We start from the raw sequence: 15,564 nt of genomic DNA on the forward strand, positions 1-15,564 counted from the left end.
GCAACACCCGGGTCAGGAGAATCTGCAATGAAGCGTCGCGTCGTCGTTACCGGCATGGGCATGGTCTCGCCATTGGGCAATGATATGGCCAGCAGTTGGAAGGGCATCACCGAAGGCCGTTCCGGCATCGGTCCGCTGACCAACGTTTCGCAGTCCTACCTGGACCGTTTCACCACCAAGATCGCAGGTGAGGTCAGGGACTTCGACATCACCGCCGACAACGAACAGTTCGGCACATTCCGGGTCACTGGCAAGGATGCCAAGAAGATGGACCCGTTCATTCACTACGGCCTCGGTGCCGCCTTCATGGCCTTGAACGATTCGGGCCTGGAAATCACCGACGGCAATGCCGAGCGCATCGGCGCCATCGTGGGCGCGGGCATCGGCGGCCTGCTGGGCATCGAAGAGCAGACCATCGATTTCCACGAAGGCAAGAAGATCTCGCCCTTCTACGTGCCCAAGACGATCATCAACATGCTCCCGGGCCAGTTGAGCATCATCACCGGCCTGAAGGGGCCGTCGTTCTCGGCGGTCTCTGCCTGCGCGACCTCGAACCACTCGATCGGCACCGCGATGCGCATGATCCAGTACGGCGATGCGGACGTGATGGTGGTCGGCGGTGCCGAGCGCGGCTCCTCGCCGACGGCCCTGGGCGGCTTCTGCGCGATGAAGGCGATGAGCACCCGCAACGATGCACCGGCTGAAGCCTCGCGCCCGTGGGACAAGGAACGCGACGGCTTCGTGCTCGGCGACGGTGCCGGCATCCTGATCCTGGAAGAGTACGAACACGCCAAGGCGCGTGGCGCGCGCATCTATGCCGAGCTTGCCGGTTTCGGCGCCAGCTCGGATGCGTACCACATGACCGCCCCGAGCGAGAACGGCGAAGGCGCGGCGCGCTGCATGACCATGGCGTTGAAAGACGCCGGCGTGACCCCGGACCAGGTCGGTTACCTCAACGCACACGGCACCTCCACGCCGCTGGGCGACCTGGGTGAAACCATGGCCATGAAGACCGCCTTCGGCGACCACGCCTACAAGATGATGGTCAGCTCCACCAAGTCAATGACCGGCCACCTGCTCGGCGCGGCCGGCGGCGTGGAAGCGATCTTCTCGGTGCTGGCGCTGCGCGACAACATCATTCCGCCGACCATCAACCTGCATGAAGCGGGCGAGGGCTGCGACCTGGATTACGTGCCCAACACCGCACGCGAGGCCAAGGTCGATGTGGTGATGTCCAACGGCTTCGGCTTCGGCGGCACCAACGGCACGCTGGTGTTCAAGCGCGTCTGACCGCCCGTTCCGAGTACTCCCACCCGGGCCGCCATCATGGCGGCCTTGGTGTATCTGGCCCCCGCGCACGCTGCGCGCCCTTCCGGTGTCCTGCCATGTTCCAGACGCTTCCGCTGCCCGCCACCACCGATCTGCTGGCCCTGCAGCGCCTGGCCCCGCAGCGCTACCCGCTGCTGATGGAGTCCACCGCCTCGGGCACCGCGCAGGGCCGCTGGGATCTGCTGCTGATGGGCAACGGGGAATCCCTCGCACTGCACGCCGACGGCGTGGTGCGTGATGCCGAGGGCGTCGCGCATGACGGCCGCTTCCTCGAGGTGCTGGACGCGCACTGGGCCGCCCTGCGGTTGCCGCGCGAAGAGACGACGCTGCCGTTCCGCGGTGGCTGGGCACTGATGCTGGATTACGAACTGGCTGGCCAGATCGAGGACGTGCTGGCCTTGCCGGCGCGCGCCGATGGGCTGCCCGCCGCGCTGGCGCTGCGCTGCCCGGCGGCGGTACTGCACGACCGCGTGCTCGGTCAGTTCCATGCCGTGTGCGAGCCCGGTCAGGCCGCGCTGCTGCAGACCCTGCAGGGTGACCTCGCCGCGGCCGCCACGCTGGCGCCGTTGCCGACGTGGCAGCCACCGGTCGCGCTCGGTGAGGACGCGCCACAGCGCTTCACCGACGGCGTCGGCAATGTGATCGATTACCTGCGCGCGGGTGACGTGTTCCAGGTGAACCTGTCGCGCCGCTGGAACGCGCAGTTCGCCGAGGCGCTCTCGCCGCAGGCGCTGTACGCGCAGCTGCGCGTGGCCAACCCCGCACCGTTCGCTGGGCTGTTCATGGCGCAGGGCAGGGCGGTGGTCAGCTCCTCGCCCGAGCGGCTGGTTTCGGTGCATGGCGATGACGTGCAGACCCGCCCGATCGCCGGCACCCGCCCGCGCTTCGCCGGCGATGACGATGCCGCGCGCATCCAGGAACTGGTCGGCCATCCCAAGGAACGCGCCGAGCACGTGATGCTGATCGATCTGGAGCGCAACGACCTCGGCCGCATCTGCGCGCCGGGCAGCGTGGAGGTGGATGAGCTGATGACCGTGGAGAGCTACGCCCACGTGCACCACATCGTCAGCAACGTGCGTGGTCGCCTGCGCGAAGAAGTCAGCCCCGGCCAGGTGATCGCCGCGACCTTCCCCGGCGGCACCATCACCGGGTGCCCCAAAGTGCGCTGCATGCAGATCATCGCCGAGCTGGAGCAGACCGCGCGTGGCGCCTACACCGGCGCGTTCGGCTGGCTGAACCGCGATGGCGATCTGGACCTGAACATCCTGATCCGCACCGCCGAAGTGGCCGGCGACACCGCCAGCTTCCGCACCGGCGCCGGGATCGTGGTCGATTCGGTGGCCGACAAGGAACTGGACGAAACCCGCGCCAAGGCCCGTGGCCTGCTGCGTGCGCTGGGCAGCGATGCCTGAGCCGTTTGGCGGTGTGCAGCACCCGCGCGGTATGCTGCGCGGCGAAGAAATGGATTCGAGGTGAGCATGGCGGGTGCGAAACGGGGATGTCTGGCCGTACTGGCCGTGTTGCTGGTGCTGGCCCTGCTGGTGGCGGCCGCAGGGGCATGGTTCTGGCATCGCCAGGGCGCCTTTGCCGATGCGCCGGTCACCCCCAGCGCGGAGAGCGTGGTGATTGCCTCCGGTGATGGCTTCAGCACCGTGCTCGGCAAGCTGCGCCAGGCCGGCGTGGACGAAGGCAGCGACACCCAGTGGCAGCTGCTGGCGCGCCAGCTCGACGCCGCCGGCAAGCTCAAGGTGGGTGAATACGCGCTCGATCCCGCGCTGACCCCGCGCGAGCTGCTGACCCGCATGCGCCAGGGCCGCGTCCTGCAGCACCGCGTCACCATCGTGGAAGGCTGGAACATCCGTCAGCTGCGCGCCGCGCTCAAGCGCGCCGATCCGCTGGTGCACACCACCGACGAACTGGACGATGCCGCCCTGATGAAGGCGGTCGGCTTCCCCGGCGAACACCCGGAAGGCCGCTTCCTGCCCGAGACCTACGTCTACCAGCGTGGCGACAGCGACATCGACGTGCTCAAGCGCGCGCATGCCGCGATGGAAAAAGAACTCACCGCCGCGTGGGACAGTCGCGTGGACGACCTGCCGCTCAACTCGCCGTATGAGCTGCTGATCCTCGCCTCGATCATCGAGAAGGAAACCGCACTGCCCAGCGAGCGCCCGCAGATCGCCGGGGTGTTCATGCGCCGCCTGAAGATCGGCATGCGGCTGCAGACCGACCCCACCGTGATCTACGGCATCGGCAGCAGCTACGACGGCAACATCCGCAAGCGCGACCTCACCACCGATACGCCGTACAACACGTACACGCGCGCCGGCCTGACCCCGACCCCGATCGCCATGCCCGGGCGCGATGCGCTGCACGCCGCCGCGCAGCCGGCCAAGGGCGACGCGCTGTACTTCGTGGCCGTGGGCGATGGCAGTGGCGCGCACATCTTCTCGGCCAACTACACCGACCACAACGCCGCCGTTGCCCGCTACCTGCAGCAACTGCGCAGCAAACGCACCAACGAGGCCGCCCCCCAATGAGTCCCGCGCTGCACCGGCACCCGCATTTCGTCAGCCTGGAAGGGGGCGAGGGCGCCGGCAAGACCACCGCCATCAACGCGATCCGCGAGGCCCTGCAGGCCCGCGGCCATGAGGTGGTGTTGACCCGCGAACCCGGCGGCACCGCACTGGCCGAGCGCATCCGCGCGCTGGTGCTCAAGCCGGATGCGGAGATCGCCGCCGAGCCGCTCTCGGCCGAGGCCGAGCTGCTGCTGGTGTTCGCCGCCCGCGCCCAGCATGTGCGCCAGGTGATCGCCCCGGCGCTGCAGCGCGGTGCTTATGTGCTGTGCGACCGCTTCACCGATTCCAGCTACGCCTACCAGGGCGGTGGCCGCGGCCTGGACCCGGCGTGGATCGCCGATCTGGAGCGCCGCGCCGTCGGCCTGCTGCCCGGCCTGACCCTGCTGCTGGATGTGGACGTAGCCGTCGGCCGTGCCCGCGCGAACGGCCGCGACCTGTGGCCGGACCGGATCGAAAGCGAGCACGATGATTTCTTCCAGCGGGTGCGCGCGGTGTTCCGCCAGCGTGCCAGCGAAGACCCCGCACGTTACCGCCTGATCGACGCCAGCCAGGACCAGGCCGGCGTCGCCGGCGCGGTGGTGGCGGCCGTGGAGGCATGGTTGGCACAGGAGCCGGATCGTGGCTGAACCCTTTTCCCCCTGGCAGCAGCGCGCCTATGACCAGACCGTGGCCGCGCTCGATGCCGGTCGCCTCGGCCATGGCCTGCTGTTCTGCGGCCCGGCCGGCCTGGGCAAGCTTGGCGTCGCGCTGCGGCTGGCCGAGCACGTGCTGGGGCAGGGTGAGCCTGCGGCCGCCAAGCGCAGCGCCCAGCTGCTGGCCGCCGGCACCCACCCGGACCTGCAGCGGATCTCGTTCATCCCCAACAAATCCGGCGACAAGCTGCGCACCGAGATCGTGATCGAGCAGATCCGCGAGGTCTCGCAGAAGCTCTCGCTGACCCCGCAGTACGGGGTGGCCCAGGTGGTGATCGTCGATCCCGCCGACGCCATCAACCGCGCCGCCTGCAACGCCCTGCTCAAGACCCTGGAAGAGCCGCAGCCCGGCCGCTACCTGTGGCTGATCAGCGCCGACCCCGCGCGCCTGCCGGCCACCATCCGCAGCCGCTGCCAGCGTCTTGAGTTCAAGCTGCCGCCGCGCGAGGAAGCGCTCGCCTGGCTGCAGAGCCTGGGCCACAGCGAAGCCAGCGCCCGCGAAGCATTGGATGCCGCCCGCGGCCACCCCGGCCTGGCCGACCAGTGGCTGCGCGAAGACGGCCTGGCCCTGCGCCGCCAGGTCGCCACCGACCTGGAAGCCCTCGTTGCCGGCCGCTCCGGTGCGGTGGAACTGGCCCAGCGCTGGACCGCCGACGACAACGCGGCCCTGCGCCTGCGCCACGCCGCCGATCTCGCCCTGGCCCAGGCCACCGGCGGTGGCTTGACCGATCCCGATCGATTGCACAAGCTGGCCGCCTGGTTCGATGCGGCCAACCGCACCCGCGACCTGCTGCGCACCACGGTGCGCGCCGATCTTGCGGTGGTGGAGCTGCTGCTGGCCTGGGGAAAGGTCAACGAACGGCACGCCAAGGGGAATAGAGCATGAGCGCCACCAACGCCCGACAGGGCATCCTGTCCCTTGCCGTCAAGGACAAGGCCGCGCTGTACAGCGCCTACATGCCGTTCGTGAAGAACGGCGGCATCTTCGTGCCCACGCCCAAGCGCTACTTCCTGGGCGATGAGGTGTTCCTGCTGCTCACCCTGCCGGACTCCAGCGAGCGCCTGCCGGTGGCCGGCAAGGTGATCTGGGTAACCCCGGCCGGGGCGCAGGGCAACCGCGCGGCAGGCATCGGCGTACAGCTGGCCGACGGCGCAGAAGGGGAGACCGTCCGCCATCGGATCGAGACGCTGCTGGCTGGCATCCTGACCGCGGACAAGCCCACGAACACGATGTGAAGAAATTTCGGTGAAACCGTTGACGTCGAAATTTGCCGCCCTATAATGAGCGGCTCAGCAGCATCGGGCGGTTAGCTCAGCGGTAGAGCATTGCCTTCACACGGCAAGGGTCACAAGTTCGAACCTTGTACCGCCCACCATGATTCAGTCGAAAAAGCCTCCGGAAACGGGGGCTTTTTTGTTGGCTTGGATTAGCCATTCCAGGCTTGAGCAGGGCGACTTGGCGGACGGAATGGGCGACCCTAATATCCTCCGCATAGGTGGGACAATCACGCCGCAACGCAATCGGATGGGGGCGTTGAATAATCGCCTGGGCGCATCGTCGCTCAATAGAGTGACGAATGGAGAATGTTCATGGAAAATGCAACAGCTTGTTGATATCGCTCGATCGGTGTCTGGAAGTCCAGGGTCTTGCGTGGCCTCTCGTTTTTCAGGGCGCCGCGCGACTGGATGAAGAGCCTGCGATGGATCGTCTTGTGTGAGACCTGGCAGCTCGGATCGTCCGGGTAAGTCCGCTTGAGCCAGCCAGCGATCTGTTCGGGCGGCCACTGCTGCATCCCGCCAGTCTCGACGAGAACCCCTCGCACGGACGAGTGATGCCGATCGAACAGCCTCGCCATCTGGTTCAACGACTCGCCCTGCCGCCAGCGGTCCCACATCAGGGCCTTGTGGCTGTCGACGTACTGAATCCTTGTCCTTCGCTTCATCCGCAACACTCCTGCTGCTTGGGCAGCTGTCTGTGTTCCATCGAACATATGAAGCCGCCACCCAAAGCGGACACCACGGGCGACGACTCAGCGCTATTTCGTCGGCGATCCGGGTGATTCATCGGCGGCTTCTGTGGCTTGGTCGCAAACGGGTAGCCACGCCCCCGCGCGGATGGCAACTTGCAGCGGCGATCACGTCGACCTGGAGCCCCGCATGACCCCCGTTGTCCTGTATTCGCCCGATCCGGCCCGCGGCTGGCTGCCCTGGGCCTGGCTGACGCCGATCCTGATGATCCTGTTCAACGCGGTACCGGTGATCGCGCTGGACGGATGGATGCAGTCGCAGCATTGGTCGACGCCGGGCGGCGATCCGATCGGCCTCGCTGGCTTGCATGCGCTGCTGTGGATCGGCTTTGCGCCGACGCTGGCGGCCGTGCTCGCCTGGGTACGCTTCGTCGAAGGGCGCTCGCTGGCGAGTATCGGGCTGACCGGTCCGGCGCCGCTGAAAACCTTCCTGCGCGGACTGGCCGTTGGATTCGGCATGATCGCGCTGGTTGTAGTCGCGATCTGGATGGCTGGCGGCATGCAGGCGGCGGGCGTGGGGCAGGCCTGGCGGTCGCCCGTCAGTCTGCTGCACATCGGTCTGCTGCTAGTGAGTTTCATGTTCCAGGCGAGCGTGGAGGAAGTCATCTTCCGCGGCTGGATGCTGTCGGTGGTGGCGCGCAAGACCAATGTCACGGTGGCAGTGCTGCTGGTGTCGCTCGTTTTCTGCTTCCTGCATTTCAGTCCGCACCAGCCGCCCCTGGTCATGCTCAGCACATTCCTGTTCTCGCTGTTCGCCTGCGCCTGGGCGCTGCGGACCGGCAATATCTGGGGCGTGATGGGCTGGCACGCGGGGTGGAACTGGTTGCTCGCAACCGGCTTCGAACTGCCCGTCACCGGCATGGATGCGCACTTGCCGGCGCTGATGGTGGCGCTGCGCCCGCAAGGCCTCGACACCCTGACCGGTGGCGCGCAAGGGCCGGAAGGCAGTTACCTGTGCAGCGTGTTCTTCGTCGCCGCGATCGCGTGGATCCAGTGGCGAAAGACGCGCGAAGCTCAGAACTTCTCGCCGACCAGCAGGTAGCGCCACTGCCCGGGCGGCATCGCCCCGTCCGGGCCCTTGCCGATCGGATGCTGGTTCGCGCCGTACCGGCGGCGACCAAGCAATGGAACGTCTGCTAGTGCTCAGGGCACTCGGTGGTGCCTAAGCGTGGTAGCCGTGGGAATCTCCCGTCTTGAGGGAGTACAAGCGTGCTACTTCACCTCCGCGGCCGCATTCGATCCAGAGCGAACGTTCGCCCCTTTTTTGCGTAGGCTCCGTACTCGTTTCTTCAGCAGTTCGACCTGCACGGAGACATCCCTTGTGCGCAACGTCCATGTAGGCGGAAAAGTTGGCGTCATCTTAGTAATTGCAGTACTTGCACTCGTGGTCTGGTATCTCAAGGGGCTTGAGCAAACCTCCGAGTTTTCGGCGGCGCGCAGGGCGTACGTGCAAGCCCATCCGGAAGCAGCGGGTGCTCGCTTTGCAATTTGCTGCTGGTGCGGATTCCGCTCCAAATATTTGGCGAACCAGAGGCAGCTTAGGTTCGGGATGCGAGTGCCACTACCGGCTGGAACCGAGACTGCCTTTGCTGAAGTGTCAACAATGGGTGATCTGGCTTCCTCGATAAAGCTCGACTAGGCCCACCTTCGGCTTACGTTTCGCGACGACTGCTCCTGGCCGAAAGCGGACCTTGCGCGCTCTTGCGGATTAGGACGATTTATCGAGGATGGGGCGGAGGTCCACCCTTGGCCTTGGGCGGAAACATGAGCCTCGGATGAGAGTGATCTTCTTCAGGTGAGGCTTCTCTTGGATAGTCGACAGTTTTCTGGATACGAACTGCCCCGAGTACGAGCTGAGGGACAGAACTCACCGAGATGGCGTGGTAAAACTCATCCGAACTCACTCCCAGGCATTAGCCGTATGAAGATCCCTGCCGACCTGATAGGCGCCCTCACCGGCCCCACCGCCAGCCTTACAACGGATGTGGCGTCGGCAGTATGGGAAGCGGCGCTAGACGAGAACGTCCTGGGTAAGGTACCCGTAGTCTCCGTTGTGCTTGCCGTACGTCAGGGAGCGGCGGCGATAAGTGATCGTTTGTACGCCGCAAAGGTAGCCCGGTTCCTGGTCGGCGTTGAAAGCCTATCGGCCAGTGAACGCGCTCGTGTCGTCGACGAACTCGCTGGAACAGAAGCAAAGCGAGAGCGGTTAGGCGAGCTGCTGCTGGACAAGCTCGACCGTGCGGACCCACTACACAAACCAAAGATGCTGGCCGATCTGTTCGTCGCCGTTGGAAGGCGCAAGATTCCGGCCTCAGACTTCGATCGCCTTTCAGACATGGTGCTCAGCGTATTCCTCGGCGACCTGAGGGATCTCGCCGAGAGGGGAAGCATAGAGGATGTCACTGAAAGCCGCCGTTTCGCACTTCAAGCCTCCGGCTTCCTCGCATGGAAGGTTGACGCGGTGTACGCAGGTGGAGGAGCAAGCTTGAAATGGTCAATCACCACGGACGGCAGCACTATTCTAGCTCACTGCCCACTAGGCAATAGTTGAGCGTCTGCACGCTCGCATCAGGGCGCAGATCAGCGCTGACCAAGCTGCGCCTGCCGTGCGTACTCGTACCCCCGCCGCGCCTCTTGAGCGAGATGCACACCACTTGCGGCCCCGCAAAAGTGTGGACAAACGCGGATAAGTTCGTGGCGAGTTCTCCACTTTGATCAGTCGGCACTGGCGACCGGTGGCAATGGATGGAGTTTCGCCCTCGCGTAGCAGAGCATTGGTGGGCGTCCGTTTCCGGCCGAAAGTGGACCTTGGCCCACGGGATAGGGCAGGGGAGTTGGCTTTTTCCGACCTAGAGCGGGGATTGGCGCGGCTGCAGAGCCCAGTGCTAGGTCCAGCCCTATGTCGGCTTGTTAGACGAATCCCGTCACATTAAGATCGAGACGTAGCAAGTGGTAACCCACCGCAGGGTGCGCTGTGGATAATCCGTATAACCGGCCCCAGGGATCCGGCTCTTAGGTAGCCACGCCGCTAGGAGGCAGTAGTGAAGTCGGAGTTTTCTGAACTATCGTTTGCATTCGCGTACATGGCGGACCTGAGAAATAAGCTATCCGGAACACTTAGCGTTGCGCCAAGTTTTCCAAGTACCACCCTTGAGGGTAAAAAAGGATACGGCTACGACGTGAGGCTCGGACTCAAGGGTATCCCGGTATTCCTCCAGTTCAAGCTCGCGCATTGCATGAAGAGCGGGAATTCGGCAGAGTTCTCGAAAGGCGTTTTTTCACAGGGCAGCCCTGTAAATCCTGTCTACCGCTTCTATCTGATGGCGCTGGGTAAGTCACGACAGACCTCATTGATGCTCAAGCTAGAAAAAAGGCATGACTTGGTGTTTTACGTGGCGCCGGCTTTCCACAAAGTAAGTGAACTTAACTCCCACTTCGCAAGTTCGAGCGTGGACAGCCACAGTCGGTCCATTAGGCCTTCAAGTATTAAGAAGATGCCAGACAAGCTGGAACACTTCGTGTCGTACCGATTGTCCGGACCTTGTCATCGTTTTTCTGACGACCCCGCAATGGTCGAAGAGGAGCCAGAGGATCTTCCTGCTGCGATCGAGGGTGCGGACGCCCGAGACACGAATGCAGCCGCTGTGTTGGATTCACTTCTTAGCATTCTCGACGACCGAGGCCGCTCAAAAAAAGGTAAGCTCGCTGAGCTAGCTAGCGCTGAACGCGACCCGACAGTCGCCGCCCAGTTCGTTGCTCGCACGTTTTTTGGTTGCGAGCTTGCGTTCTTCAGTCGTGAGTGACCTGGCAATTCATTCAAGCCGAGCTCGCTCCGCGGGTCGCCCAAATTCAGGCGTTATTTTATAGATGAAACCAACAATCGAATCCGAAGAACTTGCAATGCTTCGCCACCGTTTCGGTCGCGCAATTGAAGTCTCAACTGCATACCACGCATTCAATAACGAAGAAGTGGAAGTGGGCCCGAACAAGGCCTGCATAAATGAGCTTGTACGTTTCCAGGTGACGCATACGCTCCTCATAACCTACTACTCGTTCATCTACAGCTTGTTTGACCCGAGTGGAGTCGACTTCCGAAAAATTGCTGAGCGAGTGTCACCTCTGATCGCGAAAGATGGACAAGACGCAGCTTTGCTTGCCGCCGCTCAGTGGGAGGAAATCCGCATACCGATGTCTATCATACGTTCGAATATCGGCTTTCATCACTCTGAGCGGGAAAAGGGGGCAAGCAAAGGCTACGAGAGCTACGCAAGGATTCACCCCTTGGCTCCAGAGCTCATCATGCAAGCCTTGCGGGTCTTCTTTAGGCGGGCATCTGAGGTGTTTGAGCCGCGCGAGCCATATGGCAGCAAGCCATCCTCTAGTGATACCGCTGAGCTCATGCGCTTCGTGCTTCATATGAAGCAAGAGATCGAGGCTAGCCCACATCAAGACATCATGGAGATTTTTCGGAATGCGCTGCCTAGGACCTAGCAACCCCGTAGGGAGCTTCCCGTCAACCCGGGATGCATGAGCCCCTCGCCTTGAGCTTCATGCGTAGCTGCTTCCTCGCTGTTGTGTTGTTGTTCTGCTGCAGTGCTGCTGTTCGCTCAGTGGTCGGTGGCAACGAAAGTCAGACTGCATTTCCGTAGACGGTCTTGTTGGAACGATGTCGCCGATCCGGACCAAGGCAAAGCCGCACCCGAAGGCCCTCTCCTTCATCGGTGCGGACCGGCCGCGGGGATCAGCCGCGAGCGGTGGTGGCGCCGGAAAGTTAGCCAAGCTATCTTCTGGCGGGTCCGACCGGTTGCTTGGTGCCTTCGCAATGGCGGGGAACACTTCAGGACACGTGGAAGGGCGGTGCCAGGTTCACTTCCTGACACCTGCACGACCCCTCTGGGCATCGTAGGCAACGCACGTCTGCCTGTGGCCGAAAGCGGGCGCGCCGTCAGGACCGGAGCGCTGCGCCTGTGGTAGCGTCCGCTTTCGATTAGAAGTGGACAATGGTCATCTGCTCGGGACCAGCGTGCTTCAGTCGATCGTAGGGCTTCACCCCGATTAACCAAAACGGACCCGGGAGGTTGTGTCATGCGTTTGGTCAGGCTCGCATCCACGTTCTTGATGGCCATCGTCGCCACGGCCTGCAAGGCACAGACAACCACAAATGCGGACCTCGATTACGATCGATTGATCCAGCTTGATGCCGAGAATCTGGCAGAGACCGGTATTGGCGAAGCCTATTTGCAACTGCTGCCAGAACTGCAGAAGTATGTCTCCCAACCCGCGCGCGTTGAAGAGCTGATTGACTCCGACCTGCCGCAGTACGCTGTCCGGGTCGACGGTACGGAGTACGTCGTCTACTCTCCTGATAGCGTGGAGGATGAAGGTGCGAGTTGGGGGGTCGCTACGTACGTATTCTTCAAAGTCGTCAACGACCAACTTGCCAATGCAGATGTTCGCTTCTTCGCGATCAATGCAGGAAATGATCTGGGTGGCTTGTTTCTCACCCAAGAGCAGGCAGAGGCGTCGCGAGTCACGCTTCGACGTCCTTCAGACTGGCCGTATCTACCAGCAGCCGACGGCCCTTGGTACGGGCAGTATCACTAGCTGAGATTGCAAGGGTCCACTCCTGGGCGGAAACGGGCAGCTGAAGATTCAGCCTCTAGGATCGAATTTTCCAGCAAGATTTGGAGTCACAATGCATCAGCAGGCTTCAGCCGTTGCAATATATTGGGGTCGGCTGTTTGAGTCTGGCACCTGTGTGCCGACTCGGGACAGCTTCAGTCTCGTCATAAATCCCAGCCTCACCGATGAGCGACGGGCAATGATCATGATGCCTGCCAATGGCAGCACGCGTGCCGCCATTTCCCCAAACACGGCCTCCACATTGGGAGTTGCTTCGGACATCCCGCCGGTCTCGCTGCAGTGGTTGCGCGAGGCGCTGCACACTGCCGGCGTCGAACTGCATGCGCCAGATGTCATCTACCACGTGGCAGCTACCGGATTGCCGCCCGCGCGCAGCGGCAACGCGGTTGAGGTGCGCCAGTTGGCCTCTGATGATGCATCGCTGTTCGATGAATTCATGTCGCAGATATCGGTAGATGACCAGGAAGACGCATCTGTCGAGCTAGGGCACTGGGCGACATTCGGCGCGTTCGTTGAGTCGGAACTGTTGGCTGTAGCCAGCATCTACCCATGGGGCGGTGCGGCCATTGTCGATATGGGTGTGCTGACCATGCCTCGTGCGCGAGGTATGGGCCTCGCAAGCTCGTTGGTGCGAGCTATGGTTGATCATGCTGAGGGGGGCGGATATGAGGCGCAGTACCGCTGCCAGTGTGACAACGTCGCATCGACTGCGCTTGCACAGTCTCTCGGACTGACGCCTTACGGCAAGTGGGAAGTGGCTTTCGCGCCTTAGACTTACCGGTCGCTAGAGCATGCAGTCAAACCAGCGATGCATGGGGAAATTGTGTCGCGTGTTACATGCCTGGTTGTGTACGTGGATTCAACCGGTCGAGCCGATGGTCGAGCGAATCTCCTCAACAAACGCCCGCCCCACCGGCACCTCAGCCCCATCATTCAGCACCAACCAGTAACGGCTCCCCGAAGCGGCATGCAACGTCCGCACATGCGTCAGATTGACCAGATACGACCGATGGCAACGCACAAAATCCGGCGGTAGCACGGCAGTAAGACTCGCCAGCGACTTGTCATGCAGCTCACTCCGCCCATCGCGGATACGTACTTCACTGTAGTCCCCATCAGCACGAATCCACAGCACATCGGCCAGCTCCACCATCGCGGTCCCCTGCGCATGCCAGATGCCCAGGTAACGCGCCGCGCCAGACCGATACCGGCCAACATCCAGCAGCCGCTCCAGCGCTTGCCCCAGCCGCTCGCGTGAGAAAGGCTTCGGCACGAAATCCAGCACCCCATGCTCAAATGCCTGCAGCGCCCGCTCCCGATGCGCGGAGACGACCACGCAGTGGTATCGGCCGGCCACCACGCGCTTCAGCAGGTCGAAGCCATCCTCGCCCCCCAGATTCAGATCCAGCAGCAGGCCGTCATACACGCTGCGCTGCAGTCGGTCACCGGCGGCGTCCAGGTCGGCCACGGCATCGAATCGCGCGCGGCTGCCAGCCAGTTCGGTACACATCCGCAGCAGCCGCTGTCGAACCAACAGCTCGTCCTCGACGATCAGGATGCGCATGTCAGCTCCATGCGGCCGTACCAGTCGTTGCCATCGGGGCCCTGCTCAAAGCGCCAGCCCTCCGGGCACGTGGCGGCTAGGCTTGCCTCGATGTAGCGGGTGCCCGTGCCTTGCCCGCGATGCGGAGCAGTGCCACGTGCGCTGCGAAGCTCCAGGGTCCAACGGTCGCCCTCGCGTTGGATACTCAGGCGGAACGGATGCCCGGCGCACGCGACGGCTCCTGCATGAGTCAGCGCATTCTCGACCTGCGCATGCAGCACGCCGGGCGGCAGCCATAGGCCGTTGTGCTCGCCCTCGACCTCAAGACCGATGTGGCGATCCAGCGCGAGGCCGACGATGTCCAGATGGTTGCGGCACAGCGCCAGCTCCTCTTCGATCGGCACGCTGGGGCGGGTGCTGCTTTCACGCAGGCGATCGAACTGCTCGGCCAGGGATTCAACCAGGCGGCTGGCGCGCATTGGTGCCTGTTCGATCAGCTCCTGCAGGCCGGTGAGGGTATTCATCAGCCAATGCGGCTGGATGCCCCGTTGCAGCAGTTGCAGCGAGAGGCGGGCACGCTCTTCGCGCAGCTGCGCGTTGTGGTGGTCCAGCGTACGCAGCTGGGCGGCGTGACGGATCAGCAGAAAGCCCATCAGCACGGCCAGGAACAGGAAGTAGGGGCCATCGAGGAAGATGCCACCGGCGAAGGGCACGGCCAGCGCGCCTGCCACCACCAACGTCAGAATCGGCCAGCGCTCGTCAGGCTCACCATGGGCGCGCAACAGCACGTAGGCGGATGTCAGCAGGCTGAGCAGCAGGAGGGCAGCACCACGGCCATCGAAACTGGGGACGAAGGCGGCCAGCGCCAGCACTGTCGCGAGATAGACCATGCGTGCAGTCTTCGGAACGGCGACGCCGAAGCGACGCACCAGATAGGCCGGGAGCAGGACCGCTGCAGCCAAGTGCAGTAGCAACAGCACGAGCAGCCGCGGCCCGTGCCACGGGTAGGCATAGCCCACCAGCGGGCGCCATGCTTCCACCATGGGCAGTGCAAGGCCGACCACACCCAGCGCCAGCAGCACGTGCGCACCCGGCACCCGTGGCCGCCCGCGCTGTGCGGCGAGGAAGTACAAGCACGCCGCACCGAGTGCCCCGGTCGCGAGCGCGGCGATCAGCCACGGTCCGATGCCGTGGCCGTAGATCGAGGCGGCCGGCCCGATGGCAACGAAGGCATCCGCGCCACGCAGATTGAACCACTGGTGATGGCTGGAGGCGAGCAGCACCAGCTCATCGGCGCCGCTGGGTGAGGAGGGCGGCAGTACGCGGATGATGTCCACCTGTCCCGGTTGCTCTTCGTCTGCGTTGCGACCGACGGTCCCATTGGCGGCCAACGGTTGGCCGTTCCAGAAGGGCTGGCTGGCGGCGCGTACCGAGATGCGGAGGGCACGGTCGGCCGCGCCGTGTGCTGGCTGCGCAGGCAAGCGCCAACGCAGCCAGTAAAGGCCACGCGAGTGCACCAGTCTGTGTTGGTTGGCCGGTTGCCATTGCAGTGTCGTCGGTGGTGCGGTGGGCAGTGCGCCATCCGCATCCAACGTGGCGGGTGCCATCTCCTGTGGCTCGTAATAGTGCACGCCCGGTGGGGGCGCGACCAACAGCAGCCACGCAGCGACTGCGATGAGCAGCACGGCGAGGGCGGTCAGGGTGCGTGGGATCTGCATGGGCCCATCGTATCGGTTGCGCGGAGTCACTGG

General features: G+C 63.8%; 14 protein-coding genes, 1 tRNA gene and 1 pseudogene. 13 read left to right on the forward strand and 3 right to left on the reverse strand.

Annotation, left to right across the window (positions count from 1 at the left end):
* The first annotated feature begins 27 nt into the window (after positions 1-27).
* The 7 genes from fabF (at position 28) to EDF74_RS01680 (ending at position 5,976) form a co-directional block, all read left to right on the forward strand.
* Positions 28-1,290: a beta-ketoacyl-ACP synthase II gene (fabF, locus tag EDF74_RS01650; protein WP_123728516.1), complete on the forward strand. Its 1,263-nt coding sequence runs from the start codon at positions 28-30 to the stop codon at positions 1,288-1,290.
* Between the two features lie 95 nt (positions 1,291-1,385).
* On the forward strand, positions 1,386-2,741 hold the full coding sequence (locus EDF74_RS01655; RefSeq protein ID WP_123728517.1) for an aminodeoxychorismate synthase component I: 1,356 nt from the start codon (positions 1,386-1,388) through the stop codon (positions 2,739-2,741).
* A 66-nt stretch (positions 2,742-2,807) separates the two neighbouring features.
* Positions 2,808-3,869 carry an endolytic transglycosylase MltG gene (mltG, locus tag EDF74_RS01660; protein WP_121043067.1) on the forward strand — a complete coding sequence of 354 codons (1,062 nt, stop codon included), beginning with the start codon at positions 2,808-2,810 and terminating at the stop codon, positions 3,867-3,869.
* Entirely contained in the window at positions 3,866-4,534 is a 669-nt protein-coding gene (gene tmk, locus EDF74_RS01665; protein ID WP_123728518.1) for a dTMP kinase, read from the forward strand. Before mltG ends, tmk begins: the two co-directional genes overlap by 4 nt.
* Positions 4,527-5,486, forward strand: coding sequence for a DNA polymerase III subunit delta' (locus tag EDF74_RS01670; protein ID WP_123728519.1), 960 nt, complete (start codon positions 4,527-4,529; stop codon positions 5,484-5,486). Before tmk ends, EDF74_RS01670 begins: the two co-directional genes overlap by 8 nt.
* Positions 5,483-5,836 (forward strand): PilZ domain-containing protein, encoded by a 354-nt coding sequence (locus EDF74_RS01675; RefSeq protein ID WP_123728520.1) that lies wholly within the window; start codon positions 5,483-5,485, stop codon positions 5,834-5,836. Before EDF74_RS01670 ends, EDF74_RS01675 begins: the two co-directional genes overlap by 4 nt.
* Before the next feature lie 65 nt (positions 5,837-5,901).
* Positions 5,902-5,976 (forward strand) — tRNA-Val (locus EDF74_RS01680).
* Positions 5,977-6,258: 282 nt separating this feature from the next.
* Here EDF74_RS01680 and EDF74_RS01685 read toward each other — a convergent pair.
* Positions 6,259-6,543: pseudogene (locus EDF74_RS01685) on the reverse strand (hypothetical protein); the annotation flags it as partial.
* A 214-nt stretch (positions 6,544-6,757) separates the two neighbouring features.
* Between EDF74_RS01685 and EDF74_RS01690 the strand changes: the two are divergent.
* The 6 genes from EDF74_RS01690 to EDF74_RS01710 all read left to right on the forward strand — a co-directional run bounded on the left by EDF74_RS01690 (position 6,758) and on the right by EDF74_RS01710 (position 13,042).
* Positions 6,758-7,669, forward strand: coding sequence for a CPBP family intramembrane glutamic endopeptidase (locus EDF74_RS01690; protein ID WP_123728522.1), 912 nt, complete (start codon positions 6,758-6,760; stop codon positions 7,667-7,669).
* 879 nt (positions 7,670-8,548) lie between these two features.
* Entirely contained in the window at positions 8,549-9,178 is a 630-nt protein-coding gene (locus EDF74_RS01695) for a hypothetical protein (RefSeq protein WP_123728523.1), read from the forward strand.
* A gap of 490 nt (positions 9,179-9,668) precedes the next feature.
* Positions 9,669-10,430 carry a hypothetical protein gene (locus tag EDF74_RS18045; RefSeq protein WP_148045894.1) on the forward strand — a complete coding sequence of 254 codons (762 nt, stop codon included), beginning with the start codon at positions 9,669-9,671 and terminating at the stop codon, positions 10,428-10,430.
* A 64-nt stretch (positions 10,431-10,494) separates the two neighbouring features.
* Positions 10,495-11,118 (forward strand): hypothetical protein, encoded by a 624-nt coding sequence (locus EDF74_RS01700; protein WP_148045895.1) that lies wholly within the window; start codon positions 10,495-10,497, stop codon positions 11,116-11,118.
* 627 nt (positions 11,119-11,745) lie between these two features.
* Positions 11,746-12,231, forward strand: coding sequence for a hypothetical protein (locus tag EDF74_RS01705; RefSeq protein WP_148045896.1), 486 nt, complete (start codon positions 11,746-11,748; stop codon positions 12,229-12,231).
* Positions 12,232-12,448: 217 nt separating this feature from the next.
* Positions 12,449-13,042, forward strand: coding sequence for a GNAT family N-acetyltransferase (locus tag EDF74_RS01710; RefSeq protein WP_184997007.1), 594 nt, complete (start codon positions 12,449-12,451; stop codon positions 13,040-13,042).
* Between the two features lie 87 nt (positions 13,043-13,129).
* Here the strand turns inward: EDF74_RS01710 and EDF74_RS01715 are convergent, their stop codons facing one another.
* Positions 13,130-13,834, reverse strand: a complete 705-nt coding sequence (locus EDF74_RS01715; protein WP_123728527.1) for a LytR/AlgR family response regulator transcription factor — start codon at positions 13,832-13,834, stop codon at positions 13,130-13,132.
* Positions 13,822-15,531, reverse strand: coding sequence for a histidine kinase (locus tag EDF74_RS01720; RefSeq protein WP_123728528.1), 1,710 nt, complete (start codon positions 15,529-15,531; stop codon positions 13,822-13,824). The genes EDF74_RS01715 and EDF74_RS01720 overlap by 13 nt, the downstream gene beginning before the upstream one ends.
* Positions 15,532-15,564: the final 33 nt, after the last annotated feature.

This window comes from Stenotrophomonas rhizophila (assembly GCF_003751305.1).
In the GTDB taxonomy this organism is placed as follows: Bacteria; Pseudomonadota; Gammaproteobacteria; order Xanthomonadales; family Xanthomonadaceae; genus Stenotrophomonas; species Stenotrophomonas rhizophila_B.